Origin of the sequence: Mesorhizobium sp. WSM4887 (assembly GCF_029625865.1) — a bacterium.
In the GTDB taxonomy this organism is placed as follows: domain Bacteria; phylum Pseudomonadota; class Alphaproteobacteria; order Rhizobiales; family Rhizobiaceae; genus Mesorhizobium.
In genome coordinates this window covers 50,463-67,944 of sequence record NZ_JARTVP010000009.1, presented here as the reverse complement: position 1 = coordinate 67,944, position 17,482 = coordinate 50,463, and the positions used below count along the sequence as shown (strand labels likewise).

At 62.8% G+C, this 17,482-nt stretch carries 22 protein-coding genes; 11 read left to right on the top strand and 11 right to left on the bottom strand.

Annotated elements, in window-relative coordinates:
• Positions 1-266: 266 nt before the first annotated feature.
• The 3 genes from dinB to P9230_RS25155 all read right to left on the bottom strand — a co-directional run bounded on the left by dinB (position 267) and on the right by P9230_RS25155 (position 3,324).
• Positions 267-1,529, bottom strand: a complete 1,263-nt coding sequence (gene dinB / locus P9230_RS25165) for a DNA polymerase IV (RefSeq protein ID WP_127403184.1) — start codon at positions 1,527-1,529, stop codon at positions 267-269.
• A gap of 397 nt (positions 1,530-1,926) precedes the next feature.
• Entirely contained in the window at positions 1,927-2,307 is a 381-nt protein-coding gene (locus P9230_RS25160) for a cupin domain-containing protein (protein ID WP_278120996.1), read from the bottom strand.
• 732 nt (positions 2,308-3,039) lie between these two features.
• Positions 3,040-3,324 carry a hypothetical protein gene (locus tag P9230_RS25155; protein WP_067001023.1) on the bottom strand — a complete coding sequence of 95 codons (285 nt, stop codon included), beginning with the start codon at positions 3,322-3,324 and terminating at the stop codon, positions 3,040-3,042.
• A gap of 483 nt (positions 3,325-3,807) precedes the next feature.
• On the opposite strand from P9230_RS25155, the gene P9230_RS25150 reads away from it, so the two are divergent.
• Positions 3,808-4,044, top strand: coding sequence for a hypothetical protein (locus P9230_RS25150; RefSeq protein ID WP_127243439.1), 237 nt, complete (start codon positions 3,808-3,810; stop codon positions 4,042-4,044).
• 24 nt (positions 4,045-4,068) lie between these two features.
• On the opposite strand, the gene P9230_RS25145 is transcribed toward P9230_RS25150, so the two are convergent.
• Positions 4,069-5,286: a TadE/TadG family type IV pilus assembly protein gene (locus P9230_RS25145; RefSeq protein WP_278056572.1), complete on the bottom strand. Its 1,218-nt coding sequence runs from the start codon at positions 5,284-5,286 to the stop codon at positions 4,069-4,071.
• 280 nt (positions 5,287-5,566) lie between these two features.
• Here P9230_RS25145 and P9230_RS25140 point away from each other — a divergent pair, with 280 nt between their 5' ends.
• The 5 genes from P9230_RS25140 (at position 5,567) to P9230_RS25120 (ending at position 10,202) form a co-directional block, all read left to right on the top strand.
• The gene (locus P9230_RS25140; RefSeq protein WP_067321698.1) at positions 5,567-6,820 is read left to right on the top strand and encodes a pilus assembly protein TadG-related protein; all 1,254 of its coding nucleotides are present in this window, start codon (positions 5,567-5,569) and stop codon (positions 6,818-6,820) included.
• Positions 6,821-6,824: 4 nt separating this feature from the next.
• Positions 6,825-7,265, top strand: a complete 441-nt coding sequence (locus P9230_RS25135) for a TadE/TadG family type IV pilus assembly protein (RefSeq protein WP_067321694.1) — start codon at positions 6,825-6,827, stop codon at positions 7,263-7,265.
• Complete coding sequence (locus tag P9230_RS25130) at positions 7,255-7,665, top strand: TadE/TadG family type IV pilus assembly protein (RefSeq protein ID WP_067321690.1); 411 nt, start codon at positions 7,255-7,257, stop codon at positions 7,663-7,665. Before P9230_RS25135 ends, P9230_RS25130 begins: the two co-directional genes overlap by 11 nt.
• Positions 7,666-8,053: 388 nt before the next feature.
• Positions 8,054-9,034, top strand: coding sequence for a hypothetical protein (locus P9230_RS25125; RefSeq protein WP_347404012.1), 981 nt, complete (start codon positions 8,054-8,056; stop codon positions 9,032-9,034).
• 760 nt (positions 9,035-9,794) lie between these two features.
• Positions 9,795-10,202 (top strand): hypothetical protein, encoded by a 408-nt coding sequence (locus tag P9230_RS25120; protein WP_067321684.1) that lies wholly within the window; start codon positions 9,795-9,797, stop codon positions 10,200-10,202.
• Between the two features lie 283 nt (positions 10,203-10,485).
• Here the strand turns inward: P9230_RS25120 and P9230_RS25115 are convergent, their stop codons facing one another.
• The 3 genes from P9230_RS25115 to P9230_RS25105 form a co-directional block, all read right to left on the bottom strand.
• Complete coding sequence (locus P9230_RS25115) at positions 10,486-10,830, bottom strand: hypothetical protein (RefSeq protein WP_278120995.1); 345 nt, start codon at positions 10,828-10,830, stop codon at positions 10,486-10,488.
• A 414-nt stretch (positions 10,831-11,244) separates the two neighbouring features.
• A complete protein-coding gene (locus P9230_RS25110; RefSeq protein ID WP_067321681.1) occupies positions 11,245-11,478 on the bottom strand; it encodes a polymerase in 234 nt (77 codons plus the stop codon).
• A 316-nt stretch (positions 11,479-11,794) separates the two neighbouring features.
• Entirely contained in the window at positions 11,795-12,610 is an 816-nt protein-coding gene (locus tag P9230_RS25105; protein WP_067321677.1) for a DUF1236 domain-containing protein, read from the bottom strand.
• Positions 12,611-12,831: 221 nt separating this feature from the next.
• On the opposite strand from P9230_RS25105, the gene P9230_RS25100 reads away from it, so the two are divergent.
• Positions 12,832-13,134, top strand: a complete 303-nt coding sequence (locus P9230_RS25100; protein ID WP_067001081.1) for a DUF1236 domain-containing protein — start codon at positions 12,832-12,834, stop codon at positions 13,132-13,134.
• A gap of 261 nt (positions 13,135-13,395) precedes the next feature.
• Positions 13,396-13,614 carry a hypothetical protein gene (locus P9230_RS25095; protein WP_067001044.1) on the top strand — a complete coding sequence of 73 codons (219 nt, stop codon included), beginning with the start codon at positions 13,396-13,398 and terminating at the stop codon, positions 13,612-13,614.
• Between the two features lie 147 nt (positions 13,615-13,761).
• On the opposite strand, the gene P9230_RS25090 is transcribed toward P9230_RS25095, so the two are convergent.
• Complete coding sequence (locus P9230_RS25090; protein ID WP_278120994.1) at positions 13,762-14,115, bottom strand: DUF982 domain-containing protein; 354 nt, start codon at positions 14,113-14,115, stop codon at positions 13,762-13,764.
• A 203-nt stretch (positions 14,116-14,318) separates the two neighbouring features.
• Between P9230_RS25090 and P9230_RS25085 the strand changes: the two genes are divergently transcribed.
• The 3 genes from P9230_RS25085 (at position 14,319) to P9230_RS25075 (ending at position 15,261) form a co-directional block, all read left to right on the top strand.
• On the top strand, positions 14,319-14,618 hold the full coding sequence (locus P9230_RS25085) for a DUF1236 domain-containing protein (RefSeq protein WP_067001089.1): 300 nt from the start codon (positions 14,319-14,321) through the stop codon (positions 14,616-14,618).
• Between the two features lie 74 nt (positions 14,619-14,692).
• Positions 14,693-14,902 carry a hypothetical protein gene (locus tag P9230_RS25080; RefSeq protein ID WP_067001047.1) on the top strand — a complete coding sequence of 70 codons (210 nt, stop codon included), beginning with the start codon at positions 14,693-14,695 and terminating at the stop codon, positions 14,900-14,902.
• Between the two features lie 107 nt (positions 14,903-15,009).
• Positions 15,010-15,261 carry a DUF2934 domain-containing protein gene (locus P9230_RS25075; RefSeq protein ID WP_278120993.1) on the top strand — a complete coding sequence of 84 codons (252 nt, stop codon included), beginning with the start codon at positions 15,010-15,012 and terminating at the stop codon, positions 15,259-15,261.
• Positions 15,262-15,354: 93 nt separating this feature from the next.
• On the opposite strand, the gene P9230_RS25070 is transcribed toward P9230_RS25075, so the two are convergent.
• The 3 genes from P9230_RS25070 to P9230_RS25060 all read right to left on the bottom strand — a co-directional run bounded on the left by P9230_RS25070 (position 15,355) and on the right by P9230_RS25060 (position 17,333).
• Positions 15,355-15,687, bottom strand: a complete 333-nt coding sequence (locus P9230_RS25070) for a hypothetical protein (protein ID WP_278086806.1) — start codon at positions 15,685-15,687, stop codon at positions 15,355-15,357.
• A gap of 126 nt (positions 15,688-15,813) precedes the next feature.
• Positions 15,814-16,161 carry a hypothetical protein gene (locus P9230_RS25065; RefSeq protein ID WP_278056581.1) on the bottom strand — a complete coding sequence of 116 codons (348 nt, stop codon included), beginning with the start codon at positions 16,159-16,161 and terminating at the stop codon, positions 15,814-15,816.
• A gap of 83 nt (positions 16,162-16,244) precedes the next feature.
• Positions 16,245-17,333 carry a GSU2403 family nucleotidyltransferase fold protein gene (locus P9230_RS25060; protein ID WP_278120992.1) on the bottom strand — a complete coding sequence of 363 codons (1,089 nt, stop codon included), beginning with the start codon at positions 17,331-17,333 and terminating at the stop codon, positions 16,245-16,247.
• Positions 17,334-17,482 lie beyond the last annotated feature (149 nt).

Sequence of the window (17,482 nt, the reverse complement as noted above, 5' to 3'; positions counted from 1 at the left end):
GCCAGAGCGCGTGATCTCCCCCCCCCTTGTGGACCCTTGAGGGGGAGATGGCCGGCAGGCCAGAGAGGGGCGCGAAGGATCGCGGCCGTTCGTCATCCTAGGGTCTGCGCTGCGTCGCTTCGCTCCTTGCTTCGCCCTAAAATGACGAAGGGATAGGTCGCCGCCCCCTCTGCCGGCCCCACAAGGGGCCCACAAGGGGGAGATCGGAGGGCGCGTCGGCTTTCGCCAATCTACAACGTCGCCAGAGGAGATGCAAAGCACCTCCCTCACAGCTCCTTCTCCGCCAGCTCCCTGAATTCATCCGGCACCGAGCGCGCTGCTTGCAGCGCGACGGTGCCGTAGCCGACGGCCTGCTTGCCGAAGCGCTGGCGGATCTTGTCTATGGCGCGGTCGGCGCCGAAGCGGGCGAGGCCTTTGCGGCTGCCGGGCTTCAGCTTCTCGTCCGCCAGGCCGAGCGGCAGTTCGAGCTGCAGCTCGGCATGCTCTTCCAGATGCGAGACCGAGATCGCCAGCAGCGAGATTTCCCGTTCGCCCGGGTGAGCGGCGAGCACGCCTCTGACCAGCTCTTCCGCGACGTCAGCGAGCATGGTCGTCGCCTGGATCGGCTGCTCCAGCGTCACCGAGCGCGTGACCGCGCGCATGTCGGCAAAGCGCACGCGCACCGTCACCGTGCGGCCGGGCCGGTCCTTGGCGCGCAGGCGGCTGGCGACGCGATCGGCGAGATGCAGGAGCGTCGGCACGAAGACGCGCGGCAGCGCCGGTTTGCGGCCCAGCGCCGACTGCGCGCCGGCGGAATGGGCGCGGCGATGCGTCTCCAGCCGGCGCGGGTCGCGGTTCCAGGCAAGGGCCGCGAGCTTCTGGCCGGCGGCATGGCCGATCAGCCGCTCCAGCGCGCCGCTATGCGTGCGCGCCAATTGCCCGATCGTCTCGACGCCGATCTCGGCGAGCCTGGCTTTGGTTGCCGGACCGACGCCCCACATCAGCGACACCGGCAAATCGTGCAGGAAGGAAAGCTCGGTGCCGGGCTCGACCACCACCAGCCCGTCGGGCTTGGCCACCTGCGAGGCGATCTTGGCGAGATGCTTCGTCCGGGCCACGCCGATCGAGATCGGCAGGCCGAGCTCGCTCTTCACGCGGCGGCGGATGGTTCGCGCAATTTCGTCCGGCGGTCCGAACAGATGCGTGCAGCCGGCGACATCGGCGAAAGCCTCGTCGATCGAGATGCGCTCGACCAGCGGCGTGAAATCGTCGAGCACCTTGATCGCGGCGTCGCCGAGACGCTGGTATTCGCCGAAGCGGCCGCCGACGAAGATGAGCTGCGGACAGAGCTCGCGCGCCCTGCGGCCGGGCATGCCGCCGCGCACGCCAAAAATCTTCGCCTCATAAGAAGCGGCAAGCACTACGCCGCCGCCGACTGCGATCGGCTTGCCGCGCAGCGACGGGTCGAGCAGTTGCTCGACCGAGGCGTAGAAGGCGTCGAGATCGGCATGCAGGATCGTAGCGGCCGAAGCGGCGTTCGTGGCGGCCATCGCGCTCCCGGCTCCATCCATCCGCTTTGCGGCATCGCAGCATTAGCAGCAACTGTTGTAAGCGGTAATGCGTGTGAACATAAAGAGAACAAAAGGAGTTTCCTGTCAAGCCGGCCAGCTGGGGATGAGAACATCTGCAACCCGTCACAACCAAGGGCTTTGACCGGTTGCGCCGGTGTGCTCCCCTTTGACGGGTTGACCGCGAGACCAGGGAAGGGCGCGAAGGATCGCGGCCCAAAACTGCGTCATGCTAGACGAAGTCAGGAGCCGAGCGACGCGCGAACACCAGGATGACGAAGTGCGGCCGAGCCGGAGATCCAGGTTCTGAGACGATGGCGGGACAGCGCCCCCTCTGATCGTCCCACATGGGGGATCGCTGTCCCTTGGCCGACAGCCCCTAGACCGGCTTGGCGTATTGCTCGGCGCTCAGCACCTCGATGCATTGGAACGGCTCATTGCCTTCTACCCAGGCGTCATGCCCGGGCGGGATTGTATAGGAGGTGCCGGCCTCGAAGGTCTTCTGCGTCCCGTCGTCCATGCGTATGGTGATCGTTCCGGACACGACATAGCCGACATGCGAGACCTGGCAGCTGTCGGTCTTGACCACCGGCTTCACGCATTCGGACCATCTCCAGCCCGGCTCCATGTTGAGCCGCCCGAGCGTGTAGCCCGGCAGCCGCACCACTTCGACCCGGGTCTTGGCGGGCGAGCGAACCTCGTCGGGATTGTTATGCGACTTGGATGCGAGCTTGGTGACCTTCATTGCAGCTTCGGCCATGGCATCCTCCCATTTCCAAGGATTGCAAGCGGGGCCTGACGCGCGATCGTCGGCGACCGCTGCCGGATTGATACGACTTTCGATGAATGATTGCTAATGTAATTGCCGGGCGTGGCACGAAATCGATTTTGCCGCGCAGGGCCTATTGCAAGCACGCTCTGCCGGTGTTTTGCTGTTCCTTGCGCCTGGCACGACGGTGGTTGAGGGGCCGCCCCGTTTCTCGCCCCTTGGGGAGAATCCTGTGAACCCTCGGCAAGTGAATTTCGCCAATAGTGCCGCGGCAAAGCCAGGCTCCGTCCACGATAGTCCATCTTTATTTCCGCTTGCGGGCGCGCGCTCACCGCGCCCATCGAAACCGCCATAGGCGAGGTGGAAGGCGATACTCGAAAAATCAGAAAAACTGGGAGGAATCGATGCTTCATCAGGTAGGGAAAACGGAAGCCCGTCCGCCGGTCGGGGCAGGGCGCCGCACTCCGCCGGCGCTTCGCCAGTGCTGCGACAACTATATCTGTCCGACCTGCGACCAAGTCGTCGAGCTGACGGATTTCCGCCAGGTCGTCTGGCATCAAAGGCCGGGCCATCGGCCGATGGATTTGGATGACTGAGCGGACCTGCCCAAGAAAAGAGGGCCCGAGAGAAAAAGGGCCCGCGCCTTCCAGAGGAATGCGCGGGCCGAAGCTGGAGTAGCCATTCGATAAACGCGCAGCCGGCCTGCCGGTTGCGTCAGGCGGATCAGCCGCCGTTGGCCGGAGCCGGGGCCGGAGCCGGTGCGGCCGGTGCGGGTGCCGGCGTCGTCGACGGTGCCGCAGGCGTCTCCACCTTGGGCGCCTCGACCTTCGGCGCATCGAGCTTCACGTTGACATCCGTCGATCCGCCACCGCCGGTGCGGCCACCGACATTGATGATGCCGGTAAAGAACAGCAGGGCCACGATCGCGATGATGGCAAGAACGATGGCCACTGCTGTGCCGGCGCCGCCCCCGCCACTGGTGTTTACAACTGTAGGTCTGTCGGCCATGGTTTCCTCTCCTCTGCCGATTGGGATGTCGTGGCAACGGCGCCAAAGCTGGAATGTTCCTGCTTTCGGGCCACGGTCCCTTGTCAGGCGGGACCTGAGGCCGCACCTTTGAGCGCAGAGGTCCGAATGGGCGATTTCTGGAAACAAGTAGGCCCACAACTCATTGTGGCACAACCGTCGAGTAACGTCCCTTCATCGGCGGTTTGAAAGTGGAGTTGCCCGCCATTTCCTGCGATGTGGCGGGCAACTCCCACAATCCCGCAGTCTGCCGAGATTCGCGAACCTGTTCGCCGCGCTTTTGCCGGTCGATCCAAACGACCACAGGCGTGCGCGACGTACTTTTAAGCCCTGCCTGCCGCTTCGCTCGATCTCAGCGCGGGCCGCCCAGGCTGTCGCCAAATCATGATGCACCACTCCGAGCGGAACCCGGCCGCCCGTCACGCCGTTGTCTTCCGCGAAGGGATCCTGTGGGCGGAGGCCGCCATGGACAGCTTCGAACTGATCGATCTTCTCTGCGTCGTCGACGCCTGCGCCAGCGATGGCGCGGCTGGGCGCCTTGTTTCAATGTCGAAAGCCGTCGAGGAACTGCGCGTCTTGACCGGGGACTTCGTCTCGTCCGACGAAGCGGCGGCGAACGCGTTGAGCCAGGTGGCGCTGCAGCGTGGCTGCGCGGTCTTGTTCGACGAACAGCCGGGCGCCGATATCGTCGGCGAGTACTGATTTCCCCTCGAGGGAAGAGCCGCGCTATTTAACCAGGGTGATCATCCTGCCGGCATACATCTCGCGATTGCCGAGCTCGGCCGCGCAGTCCGATTTCACCGCCGAGTTTCCGGTCATGCCTACGGTATTGCCGACCAGCCGCAGGCAATTGCCCTGCGCGTTCATGTCCGAATTGCCGGCATAGGAGATCGCCGCGTCGGGGGCATAGATGAAACCGCTGACCACCGAGCCGGATCCGCCGTTGATCGTCAGCGCCGATGTGTTGCCCTTGGCCTGGAAGATGGTGATGCCTGCATAGGCGCCGCTGGTGGGCGGCGAGAGGTTCACCTGCTCATTGGCATTGATGTAGAGCTGCGAGCCTTCCATCAGGAAGATCGTCACGCCCTGGCCGGTGAGGCTACCGTTGCCGCCGGGCTTTATGGTGACATTGCGCAGGATGTAGACGCCCGGATTAAGCGTGATCTTTCCCGACCAGGTCTTGTCGCAATAGGTGCCGGGCGAAAGCGTGACCGTCTTGCCGTTCGGCATCGATTGGCACATGCCGTAAGCGGGCGGGGTGACATTGGCCAACGGGTCGAACGATGCGTACTGGTTTTCGAGCGGTGCGTCGCACGAGAGTGTTGCGTTGGGCGGCGTTATCCCCGAGGTCGAGCCGACCGTCGAGACGCATGCCGCGCTGAGCAGGGCCGAGCCGCCGCGGTCGATGGCGTCGGCCGCGTCCGAGTTTGCGGCGATCACGCAGCCGTTCATCGCGACATTGGTCGAGCCCTGCAGGTTGACGGCGGAGCCGACATGCGGATCGAGCGCCAGAACGCACGCTTGCGCCCCGGGTTTGACCTCGACGGAGGCGGAGCGGGTCGCCTGCCAGGCCGGCGCGCCGCTGATGAAAGCCGCGCGGCTGATGCTCGACGACAGGGCGATGGTGTAGCCGCTCGGATCGCCGCTGGCCGCTGCCTGGAAGGCCCCGACGCTGCCCGAATATTCGCCGGCATCGGCGACGCTCAGATTGGCTGAGAAGAAAGTCAGGCCGAGCTGGCGCACATCGCCGGCCGACATGGTCGGTTGGTATTTCGTGCCCACCGCCAGCCCGGCTGCGTCCAGCGAGTTCTGCAGTTGCGCCGCGTCGTCGCTCGTGCCGGCCACATCGACGGCGCCGGCCACGACAAGCATCAGCGGCACCATGGCGATTGCGGTCGCCAGCGCGAAATTGCCGCGCGTCGAAGCCCAGAACCGTCTGATCATGGCAGCACCCCTCGCCGGAAACGGCAGAGACACTACTCCAGCCGTCTCTACGACCGATTTCCGAAAAAGATAAAATGCAGCAAAAGCTAAAATCGCTGATTTATCCGCAGCTTGACCTAACGTCCTATATAGAGTGGGACCTAAGTCTGAGTCGTGGCCGCGCAGGGTGGTAAATATGCATGCAAGGGTCTGAAAATCGCAAGTCGAGGAAAAAAATTAGCCATTCGTTTATCGCCGGGTGTTGAACGTGGTGGCTGGGATAGCTTGGGCGCGCTCGGCCATGAACACATTCGGTCGGATTTTCAGACAGTTCGTCTCCCGCCGCCTGCGGCGCGGCGAGAGCGGCAATGTTGCGACGATCTTCGCGCTCACCCTGCCGATCGTCGTCGGCGGGGCAGGGCTCGGCGTCGAGACGTCCTACTGGTACTATTCGAGCCTGAAGCTGCAGGCGACGGCGGACGCCGCCGCCTATGCCGGCGCGCTGGAAAAGATCCAGGGATCGGACACTGCGACGATCACTGCGGCCGCGACCCAGTCGGCGACCGACAACGGCCTCGGCAATGGCACCATCACCGTCCACACGCCGCCCACCTCGGGGCCGAACACGGCCAAGAAGGCAGTCGAGGTCATCCTCAACCAGAACCTCGACCGGATGTTCACCTCGATCTTCACGCAGACCAAGGTGCCGGAGCAGGCGAGGGCGGTGGCGCTCATTACCGATGCTTCCAAGGCCTGCGTGCTGGCGCTAAATAAGTCGGCCTCGCAGGCGGCGCTTTTCTCCGGCAGCACCAGCGTCAAGCTGACCGGCTGCTCGGTCATGTCGAATTCGAGCGCCGCGGACGCCATCAAGGTCCAGGGGTCGGCAGGGCTTCAGGCCGACTGCCTGATCTCGGTCGGCGGCGTTTCGCTGAACAACCCGGTGACCACGACCTGCAAGTCGCCGATAACCCAGGCCTTGCCCGCGTCCGATCCGTTCTCCAGCCTGCCGGCGCCCTCGACCAGCGGCTCTTGCCAGAATGTCAACAGCGGCAAGTCAACGCAAACAATCCAGCCCGGTACCTACTGCAATGGTATGAACCTCAACGGCAATGTCGCGCTTTCTTCCGGCACTTACGTTGTCCAGGGCAATTTGAAGATCAACGCCGGCGCGGTCATCACCTGCGCTGCACCCTGCACCAACGGCGTAACCATCTATATGACGGGCAGCAACACCATAAGCATGAACGGCAACGCCACGGTGACGCTCAGCGCGCCGACCTCGGGGACCTATTCCGGCGTGCTGTTTTATGGCGACAGGACGGGCAACGCCGCACAGAGCACCTTCAACGGCACGGCGACTTCTTCGCTGACCGGGGCAATCTATTTCCCCAAGCAGCAGGTCAATTATCTCGGCAATTTCTCGGGCGCGAACGGCTGCACCCAGGTTGTGGCCGACACCATCCAGTGGTCGGGCAATTCCACAATCAACCAGAACTGCTCGAGCCTTGGGCTGCAAGACATCCCCGCCGCCCCGTCTGTTGCGATTGTCGAGTAGCCGCGTGGCGCCGGCAGCGATCCGCTTCCGCAAGAATCGCTCCGGCGCGGCCGCGGTGGAATTCGCGCTGGTGTTGCCGGTGCTGTGCGTCGCGCTGTTCGGAATCGCCGATGGCTGGTCCTATGTCACCAGCTCGATGGCGATGCGGGCGGGTGTGAAGACGGCGGCGAATCTGCTGCTGGCCGGCGGGGGAGACGACACCGCCGTTCAGGCCGCCGCTCTTGCGAGTTGGGAGAAGAAACCCTCCGATGCAGCGATCACGGTGACACGCACCTACAAATGCGGAACGACCGTGGTCACGTCGTCGACCACCTGTGCGGGATCGAAAGTACCTTCCATCTATGTCCAGATCCAGGCGTCGGGCACCTGGGTTCCGCCGTTCACCTTCGGCGTCTTCCCGGGCAATAGCGCGCTCAGCCATCAGCAGGTGGTCCGTGTCCGCTAAGCAAAAAACCAGGCTGTTTGCCAGCAACGCCTCTGGCGGCGCCGCGATCGAGTTCGCGCTGATCGTGCCTTTCCTGATCATGCTTCTGTTCGGCATCTTCGCCTTCGGCTGGTCGATGAACAACGAGTCCAGCGTGCGCTATGCGCTCGAGGCCTCGGCGCGCTCGCTGCAGCTTGACAGGACGATGACCCAGGCTCAGATCCAGGCGATCGCGACGCAGAAACTACAGGCGCTCGGCTTGCAGAACGTGACAGTTACGATCACCACCGACCCGCCGAGCGGCGGCTTCAAGATGGCGCATGTCAGCGCCAGCTATGCCTTCGTCATCAACTTTCCCTATTTCAGCGATTTTCCGATCAATTACTCGACCACTGTCACCGTGCCGCTGATCAACAGCTGAAGCACGTCTCCCCAAAGTGAGACTTCGTTTCGGGTCAAAGCCAGGGCTAAGCTTAACAAGCTGTGTGGGCCGAAAGATTGCGACACGCTTCAGGGCATGCCGAGGAAGAATATATAAGTATATATCTGGGATTGGCCGCAAAGCGGGATAAGAACAGCTCGGTAGCGCGCCCCAAGCGCTGGTGGCATCACCGCTCCCGCGGGTTGCCCGAAACGATGCCGCGCACGTCCGAAAATCGCCTTTATAAACAGGCGTCTTGTACTCCTCGACGGACGCTGGCCGCATAGCGTTGGGCCCATGGTCCGACGGGAGGTGGGCCTTCATTGTTCCAGAGGGCGGACCTGGCCTTGGCCCATTTATTTACGCAATAATTTCAGCAAGTTAACAGGTGTTCAGCAGGATTTCCGGAGCTGCTTCTCGGAATACTCTCTTGCCGCCACCGAATTTGTTTAAAAGTTACTCCAAGCCGTTAGGGAAATCTCATATGACGCGATCTAGCGGTTGGGCATTGGTGGCGATTCACCTGCGGAGAAACATGATGACAATCCGGAAAACACTTTTGGCTTCGCTTGCCATTCTGGCGCTCGCGGCTGCTCCCGCACTCGCCGGAGCCGGCGGCAATGGCGGTGGCAACGGCAATGGCGGCAGCCATGGCGGCGGCAACGGCAATGGCGGCGGTAACGGCAATGGCGGCGGTAATGGCAACGGCGGCGGCAACGGCGGCGGCAAGGGCCAAAGCAGCAACAGCGGCGCCTCGCACGGCAAGTCGGCATCGGCAAAGGCCGCCAAGTCGCAGGTCGACGATGCAACCGATGACGACACGACGGACGATACCACTACGGCCGCCACCCCGAAGGAGAAGAACATCCATGCCAAGCTCGGCCGGCTGAACTCGCTCCAGCGCAACATCAATGCCTACATGAATTCCAAGAGCAAGAAGTTCGCGGGCATTCAGGCTTATGTGACCCAGGCCGCCGTAGCCCAGAACGCGCAGGCCAAGCTTGACGCGGCAAACGCGAAGCTGGCCGCCGACCAGGCCCAGCTCGGCACGCTCACCCAACAGCTCGCCGACCTCAATGCAACCGACACGACCAACATGACGGCCGAGGAAAAGGCGGCTTTCGATGCGCAGGTTGCCGACGTTCAGGCGCAGATCGACGCCCAGAACGCCGCGATCGCCGCTGACACCCAGGCGGTCACGGATGCCCAGGCTGCGGTGACCGCTAACCCTGCGCCCGATGACGCCACGCTCGACGCCGCCCTGCAGGACATGGCCAACAAGCCGGTCGATCAGGAGGTGACGGACTGGGCCAAGGACGTGCTGGCCGACAAGATCGACCAGGCGGCCGCGGCGACGTCCACGCCATAAGGCACACGCGGCGAACCTGCCGCAGTGGAGTGCATGCATGCCGCCGGGGCGACCCGGCGGCATTTTGTTTGGCTTGACGGCAATGCATTGGAACGATGGCTACTGACCCAGGGAAGGCCGGGGGGAATCCTGGTTGCGGCGAGCAGAAACGCCACGCCGAGGCACAGGCGGAGTTCAAAAAAAGGCTCGCCCTTGAGGCGAGCCCAAAAGTAGCAAAAGCCGAGGTGGTCAGACGGCTTCTACCCGCGTCCGAAGGTTAACATGCGGGGGTGTACCGACCGAATAACATTAGTTAAGGAATAGCTAAAAATCCCTCGGCGTCCGCACCGCTGGAAGCCTTTCGTCGGTTTTGGTCGGCGTTGTGCCACGTGTTTGAAACGGTGGCAGAACCGACGGCGGTGACGCAGACCGGGTAGTCGAAAATCGGCGCGCCGAAAACGAGTTTGACCGGGAGCTGCGTGGTCAGCTCCCGGCCCCCGGTTGCCACCCCCGAGATCTCGCTGTGAATGTCGTGCTACGATATAAAAGCCGGCGTTGGAATGGGGAACGGGCAATTTCTTTTGCGAGCCGCCCTGCATTGGGGAAAACAACTGCAGGCCCGGGAGCGCTGCCCCGCCGCCGCCGACCTTGCGAGTCTTTTTGCCTCGCCTGACGCTGTGCGCAATGCACACCAAAACGTCGCTGTCGTGTGGCTAATATGCATTGCGGTGTGTAGACTTAGCGGGTGAAGGATTTCACAGGGCATTGGGAGGACAACAAAATGCCACGGGTTTCGGAGCTTTTCTTCAAGACGGCCATCGTCTTTCTCATCCTGGGCATAGGCGCCGGGCTGCAGATGGCGATTTCGGGCGACCACGGCGCCTTCCCGGCGCACGCCCACATCAACCTTCTCGGCTGGGTGACCAGCGCGATCTTCGGCGGTTACTACGCGCTCAATCCGGCCAAGGCCGAGCGCCGCATCGCCATGATCCACTACGGTCTCTACACGGTTGGCCTCGTGATCATGCTGCCGGCGCTCTACTGGATGCTGGCCGCAGGCCATCCGGAGATCGAGCCGGTCGTGGCGATCGGCTCGCTGATCGTCGCCGCCGCGGTGCTGACCTTTGCCTTCATCGTCTTCTCGTCCGCAGAGACGGTGCGCTCGGCCACGGTTGCTCCGGCGCAGTAACGGTGCACCCAACAGCGCGTCGCCTGAACCGGCCCAGTGCGACGCGCTCAATTGCTCGATCGCACGCGGCCAAGATTGGCACGTCATCCTGTGGCGGAGCAGGGAGCGAAGCGACGCGGCGCAGACTGCAGGCCGTAAGCTCAGAGCGTTACGACGGTTGAGAATTCCGCCGCGCTGCGTTCCTCGACGAGGTCACAGCGTGGGTTCTCGGGTCTTCGCTCCGCTTCGCGTCGCTACGCCCAACGATGACGGCGTTGGGGCTTCGGCCGGACGCTGAGCCGCCTTACGGCAGCAGCCTCGGGAACAGCCGCGAGATCAGCGCGTGGACGATGCCGTCGCGCTCGAACGGGCCGGGCTTGGCGGGGGCGCCGGCGTCGCTCGCCTTGCTCTCGCCCGTGGCCCGGCCTTCGGCTTGCACGAGCCACAGCACGGCCACGAAGTAGCCTGCCTGCAGCACCACGCCCGCCAGGAACGTCCAGCCAAGCGACTGCCAGACGGACCCGGTGGACATGAAGGTCCAGCCGAGAACCACCAGAAGCGTTGCCGTCATTCCCACAAGAAACTGCGGAAAATACATTTGCCCAACCGAGCGCCGCGACCAGTTAGGGTCTTCGACGATCTCGCCCATTGCTCTACCCATTTTGACCCTTGCACTTTTTCCGCCAGGATCGCAAGACTTCACGCAGACCCCTTGCCATAGGTCTTAATTCCGGCCCGCCGAAGGACCTACGCCTGAGGAACCCAGCCGAGGCCGATTCCGTTCCCTCGCGGAACGATGATCAGGAGTAGCTAATGGACGGCAGCGTCTACGCGGCGCGCTGGCTTGTTGCGCCTGCTTTTGGAACGCGCATCGTCTTCGCCGCTGCCGCAATGCTGCTGAGCTGACGCCCTCTGACGATCGCCGCAGTGCCCGCCCGCCGAGCACGTCCCTTCATCGGCGGGAGGCCGGCCTCTCCGCCTTTCCGCGAAAGAAGTGGAGGGTTAGCTCTGACCCCCATTTCGGCCGGATCACGTCGCGGCCGGCTAGGGGCTGGCCCACCGGCTATCGGGATTGGGGCCTTGGCTGCACCATTCTTGTATCGAAGGCGTCGGGCAGGCGAACGTGCGCCAGCGCCCTGACCGATCCCGTTCTCATGGCATCCGGCGGCAAGAGGATGACCATCTTGGCCTCGCGATCCGGCCAGAGTGGCCTGCCGCCTGCGAAGAACACAAGCGCCACAACGCAGATCAGAAGAACGGCGGCGAACAGGTTCGCAATGATCTCTCCGAGTTGCATGCAGCACCCCCAAAAGGAGCACCCGCCGCATCGCAGGTAGCGGCGGGTGCAACAACAACCGACGATGAAGGGACCTATGCTCGCCAGTCATGATCCAACAAGATAACTGCCTGTATGTTTCGAGAGGGGGACCAATGCCCTGCCAAACCAGACCTCAGTCCGACGGCTGTGTTCCGGTGAGGGCGGGCGATAAGGCTTTGATGGGGCTGCCCCGGCCTCGGGGAGAGGGGCGTTTGCGCCCGCGGCTGAAGCGACATAAGAAAAGCCCGCCATGCCATGCGGCACGGCAGGCCTCCTGTCTGAAATGCTGTCTGGATCAGGCCTCCAGGATCACGACGATCTTGTAGGTGTCCGGATCCACGATCACGATGCGCCCGTCGGCCAGCACGAAATACATATAGGTTTCGTAAGCCGGGACGATCTTGACGATGCGGGCCGGCAGGCGATGCAGCCGGATCTTTTGCCGCGGAACCTCGACCCCGACCGAGATGTCGAAGCTGACATCGCGAACCGGCTGGACGTTGGTCTCGCGGATGATCTGCGTGATCTGCGTCCGCTGCTCGACCGTCACATTGGTGATCGAGGCCGTCTTGTCCTGGTCGGTCTGGACGTTGCCCTGAGCGTTCTGCTCGGTCTGCATCTTGGTGGTGCCCTGGGCGTTCTGGTCGGTGGTGGTGCCGGTCTTGCCCTGAGCATTCTGCTCGGTCTGCACCTTTGTGTTGCTGTCAGCATTCTGTTCGGTGCTGGTGCCGGTCTTGTCCTGGGCCTGCTGTTTCTTCTTCAGCGTGGTATTGTCCTGAGCGTTCTGCTCAGTCTTTGTGTCGGCCTTGCCCTGCGCCTGCTGCTTCTTCTTCAGCTGCGTATTGTCCTCGGCGTTCTGCTCGGTGCTGGTGCCAGCCTCGCCCTGGGCATTCTGCTCAGTCTTCATCTTGGTGGTGCCCTGGGCATTCTGCTCGGTCTGAGACTTCATCTTGCCTTGGGCCTGCTCGCCAGCCTTGCCGCCCTTCGGGCAGTCGGCCTGGCCGGCGGCACAACTATCGCCGCCGCTCGGCTGCACGGACTCGGTCTGCGCCATCGCGGCGCCGCAACCAACGCCGAGCGCGATCATGCTCGTGATCAGAAGATGCTTCATCTGATTTCTCCTCGGAAAGTCGGTCCCTTCGTTGGTTAAACACGACTTGGAAGGCATTGTTCCGAGATTGTTTTGCCAAGCGGCGGCGGCGTTCTTACGCCGGCGGATGCGCGGAATTTTGCAGGAACAAGCCGCGGTCCTCGGCGTTAGGACGGTGCCGATCGGCTGTGGAAATCGCAGGCGCAGCAGAGGAGGCGATTGACCACACAAAGGAGACGACCATGAAAATGCACATCACCACCGCCGCCGCGGCCCTCCTGCTTCTCGCCGGCGCTGGCGCCGTCGCTGCGCAGGACACCGTCGTGATCGCGCCCGAGCAGGAAACCGTCATCAAGGAATATGTGCAAAAGCAGCCGCTGGCTTCGGTGAAGGTTCCCGGCATCGAGCTGAACATCGGCAGCACGCTTCCCGAGACGGTCGAACTGCACGAGGTGCCGAACGTCAAATATCGCTATGTCGTGGTCGATAACCGGACGGTGATCGTCGACCCCGGCACGCGCAAGATCATCAAGGTGCTCAATTAACCGATAGCGTAATCGGCCGAACGGATGGCCCGCCGCCGGTCACGGCGGCGGGCGGTTAACGGAAAATTATTAATTTACGATATCCTAACGGAACCTTTGACCCACACCCAAGTTGGGCGCTTTGGGTCAAATCTGTCTCATAGGCAACACAAACCAGTGGCAGAAACAAACCTGTCTCATAGGCAACACAAACCGGTGGCAGAAAGCCAGAATCGGGCGGCGGCGAACAGGCATGGGCAGGGGCGAGGAGGACTAGTTAACATGTCGAAACGAGAAATCGGAACATCCCGCTCGCTCGGGATGCGCGTCGCCGAGTTGCGGGCCAGGATGGAAGACGCCCACATCACCGCACATGAAATAAAGACCTTCCAGAAGGTCGCGGCCATAATGGGGGGCGGCGATGGCTCCCTACGCATCGATGCGGACGATCTGATCGCCGCATCTTTCCTCACCGAGTCGTGCGAAGCTTCGCTGAACTGACAGCCGTTATCGATGTCGACTGGCTGCCGTCCAGCACTGGGCGGCAGTGAGCGGCGCTACGCGACAAAAGCCTTCGGCCGCGAGGGCTTTTTCGATGATGCTTGGTTCGATAAGCCCGATCCTATAGGCCCGGACTTCAGCAGCCTGTCACGCCAGCGGCCATTGCCGGCGCTGCTGGCTTATGCTCTTGGCCTTGAGACGTCTGATCTTGGCTTCGCGTAGCGCGGTGACGGGGTCGACGCCGGTCCACAGAATGCCGGCCTTCTGAGCGAATGCCACGAAGGCCTGCCGCGCTTCCCCGAGTTTCCTCTCGCCTGTCCGCGCCGCCTCGCAGGTCTGCACGGCCGCGGCATAACAGTCGCCGCGCATTGCCGGCGGCCATTCTTTGAGGAAATTCTGCATCGCCGCCAGGGAAGCGATCTCCCGCTTGAAACCGGCCCCGACTGCGATCGCCACCGGCGCGCGGAGCGGCATGTCGCTTGTGATGTGAACTGCAGTCATGGCGGGCCTTTGCTGGTCGAATTTATTCAATTCAAACAATGCGAAGCTGCCCCGGCGGTTCCGCCGGCAACAATCAATTAGGCGCCGCAGACGGAACAAGACCCCAATGCACGCGTTTGCCCCGGGAGCTCCTATGTTCGACCTGCCAGGTTTCCGCGACGGCGGAGGCGGGCGGAGCTCGCCAACACAACAGGAGACTTATGATGAAACGCACCCTTATTCCTGCTGTTGCCGGCCTTGCTCTGATCGCCGGCGTAGGCTTTGCCGCTGCGGACCAGATCATCGTCACGCCGGAGCAGCAGACTGTCGTCAAGGAATATGTCCACAAGCACCCGATCGCCTCGGTCAACATACTGGGGCTGGAACTGGGCGTCGGCTCGACGGTGCCTGACACGGTCGAGCTGCGGGAGGTGCCGGACGTTCAGTACAGATATGCCGTGGTCAACGATCGCACTGTCCTGATCGATCCTGGTACACGCAGGGTCATCCACGTCATCGAGTGATCTTACGCTTACGAGCCCCGATCCTCCCGCCATGCCGGCGGGGGGATGCCGGCTCCTAGGAAGGAGTCGCAGCCATGCATCACCCCCATGTCGAATCAGTCGACTGTGCAAAGGCGGTCGACCAGCTTCTGGCCGAACGCCGCACTGGCCTCTTATCGATGAAGGAAGCGATTGGCCTGCTGCGCAGGCGCACCGGAACCGAACGCTCTGACGCCGATTTAGCCGCATTGATTACAAAGAAGGCGGCGTATCTAGGCGTTGCGATCGTCTCCGACGTGCACTGAAGAAATCGCTGCCGAAGTTCAGGCACCTACGCGTCGATGCGCAAGACGCCACCGGAAAATTCAGCTATGTTTCCGTCGGGGAGCGGCCCCACTCAAAGGAGGCGACAGTGACGGACGACAGGCAGGAACGCATTCGCCGGCGGGCGCACGAGATCTGGGAGCAGGCCGGCCGGCCGCAAGGCGCGCATATGGAGCACTGGGACCAGGCGGCCGCCGAGATCGACGCCGAAGTAAAGCCGAAGTCCAAGGCCGCGCCCAAAAAGACGGCCGCCGCCAAGCCGAAGTCGGCCAAGGCCGAAACGCCCGCCAAAGGCCCCGCCAAGGCCAAGGCTCCTGCCAAGCCGAAAGCCAAGACCTGACCCCAGCGGCCGTTCCGCCGCTGCCATCCGCACAATCGAAATGTAGCAAGCCCGCGCCCGAAGATTTAGGGCGCGGAGGTGGAGGCTAAACGGCTATCGCCTCCCTTGTTTTCTGGCGTATTGCGCAACGGCGCAGAGGAAAGCCAGCGCGGCGGTATCGCAGGCCGCCCGCGACGGCGACGGACCCTTGGCAAAAAGCACCGCGTCCGCGATCGGGATCGTCAGCCCATGCTTCCTGGCGAATGAGGTGACTTCGTAAGGCTGATCGTCGGCTGGTGCGCCGATGTCGATTTGCTGGTCTATCAAACGAGTTCCTCCCTGGTACGCGACTATGCCTTCCTTCGCCCGAAAGGAATTAACTACCGGCCGCTCGCCCACGTCCACCAATTGGCAATTGTGTGAAACGATACATTTGTCGAGGTGCATCCGAAGGTTGCAAAATGGAATTCTCTGCACCCGGCGCGGGCGGAAACCGTTCCGTCGCCGCGCTCCTTCGCGCCCCCTCTGTCTCGTCGCGATTGGTGGTCTTCCTCCGCGAAGAAGGAAGACATCTCACTCCCAGGCATCGCTCGATTTTGCAAAGCGCACGGCCGCCGCAGTCATCGCGCACTCGCATTCGCTGATCAGCCTGAGGTTCCTCAAATATCGCGCGATCGTTTCGGGCAGCCAGGCCGCGCAGGCCTCGACATAGGCGCGGCCGTGCACCAGCGTGCCGGTCGAAAGCCGGTCGTCCTTCTCCGCGATCACCTTCAGATATTGCCGGATGAAGCGGATGTCGTCGGCGATGTCCTGGCTGGCCATGCGCCACGCGCCGGCCAGGCGTTCGCGCTCGGCGAGCGGCAAAGGCGAGAGCAATGGACGGGAAAGGTCGGCGAAAGCGGCATGGTTCGCGGTGTTCAAGAACATCCCCTCAACGAACGGCAATATCGTACTTTATGTACGAAAGACGGTCAAGACCGGTTTCGTACAATTTGAACGATACCTCACCTGGACCGTCTCATGAAACCGTCGAGCTCGATGCGCGCTTCGTCGAGCGCCCTGCCGAGGACCAGGTCCACCATCTCGCGCCTGTCCGGCTGAAGCAGTTGCAAGCCTTTGCGCAGCGCCTCACGCCATGCTTCGCCCCGGTTCCACGCTTCCGCGAAGGCATGGGCGAGGTCGTCTCGCCGACGCGTGGTCTCGAGCGCCTCGACCAGCAGGCCCGCTTGATGCAGGTCCTTTTCCCGCTTGGCGGCAGCGCTTCCCGCGCGTCGCGCCGCGACGATCAGCTTGTGGACCGCAAAGCGTTCGGGAGAGGGGACCAGCACCGGCACGCCGGAGCGGTGGAGCAGCACTGCCCGCACCGGGTCTCGGATCAGGAAATCGAGGAAGCGCAAGGGCTGCGCCGAGGCGCCGCCCAGCGACGGCATCGGGCTGGCATGGTCAGCATGCTCGTCGCTGCCTCGGTTCGGAGTGAGGAATTCTATGCGGTAGCGCGAAGCATTCTCGAACTGCGTCGTGCGCCCCGCATCGGTTCGGTGCGGGATTTCCCGGAATGTCGGGTCGACCGCCTTCAGCACCTCGATGAGCGGCGGCATGCTGTCGTCGACTTCGGCCGAGACGGAATGGAACTGGGCAAAGTCGGCATCGCCGGTCTGCAGCGCGGCTCCTGGCAGTTTGACGCCGAGATGCCCTGCATAGGTCTGGAAGGCGACGGTGCCGACGAGCACCGCGCGCAGGCGGAAGAGCCCGGCCTTTTCCAGCGCCTCGACGACGTCGCCACTGAAAGCATCGGGCGCCGCCAGGCCGGCGTCGCGAACCAGCGTGGAGACCAGCTTGCGGCGAGCTCTGAGATCGTCCTTGATCTCCTTGAAGGCCGCGACCCTTTTGGCGATCTCGGGATCTTCCGCCGGGCCGACATAGCGCCTGGACTTTTGCGGCCGCGTCTCTTCGAAATACCAGTAGTCGCGGCCTTTCACCGGCACGCGCACGAAATTGCCTGCCGTCGAGAAATCGGTCTCGAAGGAGGCATCCAGGCTGCGCTGCACCAGCTCGGCATAGAGGGTACGATAGGCAAGATCGATGGTCTTCATGGCCGCTCCCGGGCGTGCGCAGCGTTATAAGAAACCTGCATTTTTCTTATAACTGGGCCTTATTCGGCGAGATTTCAAGAGCGTTATAAGAAACTGGTAAAAATCTTATAACGACCGGCATCTCCTAAGAGAGATGGGCCACTCTTCTG

Bases quoted from the DNA above. Each gene is read 5' to 3' on its own strand.
- dinB (WP_127403184.1), bottom strand. From the start codon at position 1,529: ATGGCCGCCACGAACGCCGCTTCGGCCGCTACGATCCTGCATGCCGAT.
- P9230_RS25160 (WP_278120996.1), bottom strand. From the start codon at position 2,307: ATGGCCGAAGCTGCAATGAAGGTCACCAAGCTCGCATCCAAGTCGCAT.
- P9230_RS25155 (WP_067001023.1), bottom strand. From the start codon at position 3,324: ATGGCCGACAGACCTACAGTTGTAAACACCAGTGGCGGGGGCGGCGCC.
- P9230_RS25150 (WP_127243439.1), top strand. From the start codon at position 3,808: ATGGACAGCTTCGAACTGATCGATCTTCTCTGCGTCGTCGACGCCTGC.
- P9230_RS25145 (WP_278056572.1), bottom strand. From the start codon at position 5,286: ATGATCAGACGGTTCTGGGCTTCGACGCGCGGCAATTTCGCGCTGGCG.
- P9230_RS25140 (WP_067321698.1), top strand. From the start codon at position 5,567: ATGAACACATTCGGTCGGATTTTCAGACAGTTCGTCTCCCGCCGCCTG.
- P9230_RS25120 (WP_067321684.1), top strand. From the start codon at position 9,795: ATGCCACGGGTTTCGGAGCTTTTCTTCAAGACGGCCATCGTCTTTCTC.
- P9230_RS25115 (WP_278120995.1), bottom strand. From the start codon at position 10,830: ATGGGCGAGATCGTCGAAGACCCTAACTGGTCGCGGCGCTCGGTTGGG.
- P9230_RS25110 (WP_067321681.1), bottom strand. From the start codon at position 11,478: ATGCAACTCGGAGAGATCATTGCGAACCTGTTCGCCGCCGTTCTTCTG.
- P9230_RS25105 (WP_067321677.1), bottom strand. From the start codon at position 12,610: ATGAAGCATCTTCTGATCACGAGCATGATCGCGCTCGGCGTTGGTTGC.
- P9230_RS25100 (WP_067001081.1), top strand. From the start codon at position 12,832: ATGAAAATGCACATCACCACCGCCGCCGCGGCCCTCCTGCTTCTCGCC.
- P9230_RS25095 (WP_067001044.1), top strand. From the start codon at position 13,396: ATGTCGAAACGAGAAATCGGAACATCCCGCTCGCTCGGGATGCGCGTC.
- P9230_RS25090 (WP_278120994.1), bottom strand. From the start codon at position 14,115: ATGACTGCAGTTCACATCACAAGCGACATGCCGCTCCGCGCGCCGGTG.
- P9230_RS25085 (WP_067001089.1), top strand. From the start codon at position 14,319: ATGAAACGCACCCTTATTCCTGCTGTTGCCGGCCTTGCTCTGATCGCC.
- P9230_RS25080 (WP_067001047.1), top strand. From the start codon at position 14,693: ATGCATCACCCCCATGTCGAATCAGTCGACTGTGCAAAGGCGGTCGAC.
- P9230_RS25070 (WP_278086806.1), bottom strand. From the start codon at position 15,687: ATGCACCTCGACAAATGTATCGTTTCACACAATTGCCAATTGGTGGAC.
- P9230_RS25060 (WP_278120992.1), bottom strand. From the start codon at position 17,333: ATGAAGACCATCGATCTTGCCTATCGTACCCTCTATGCCGAGCTGGTG.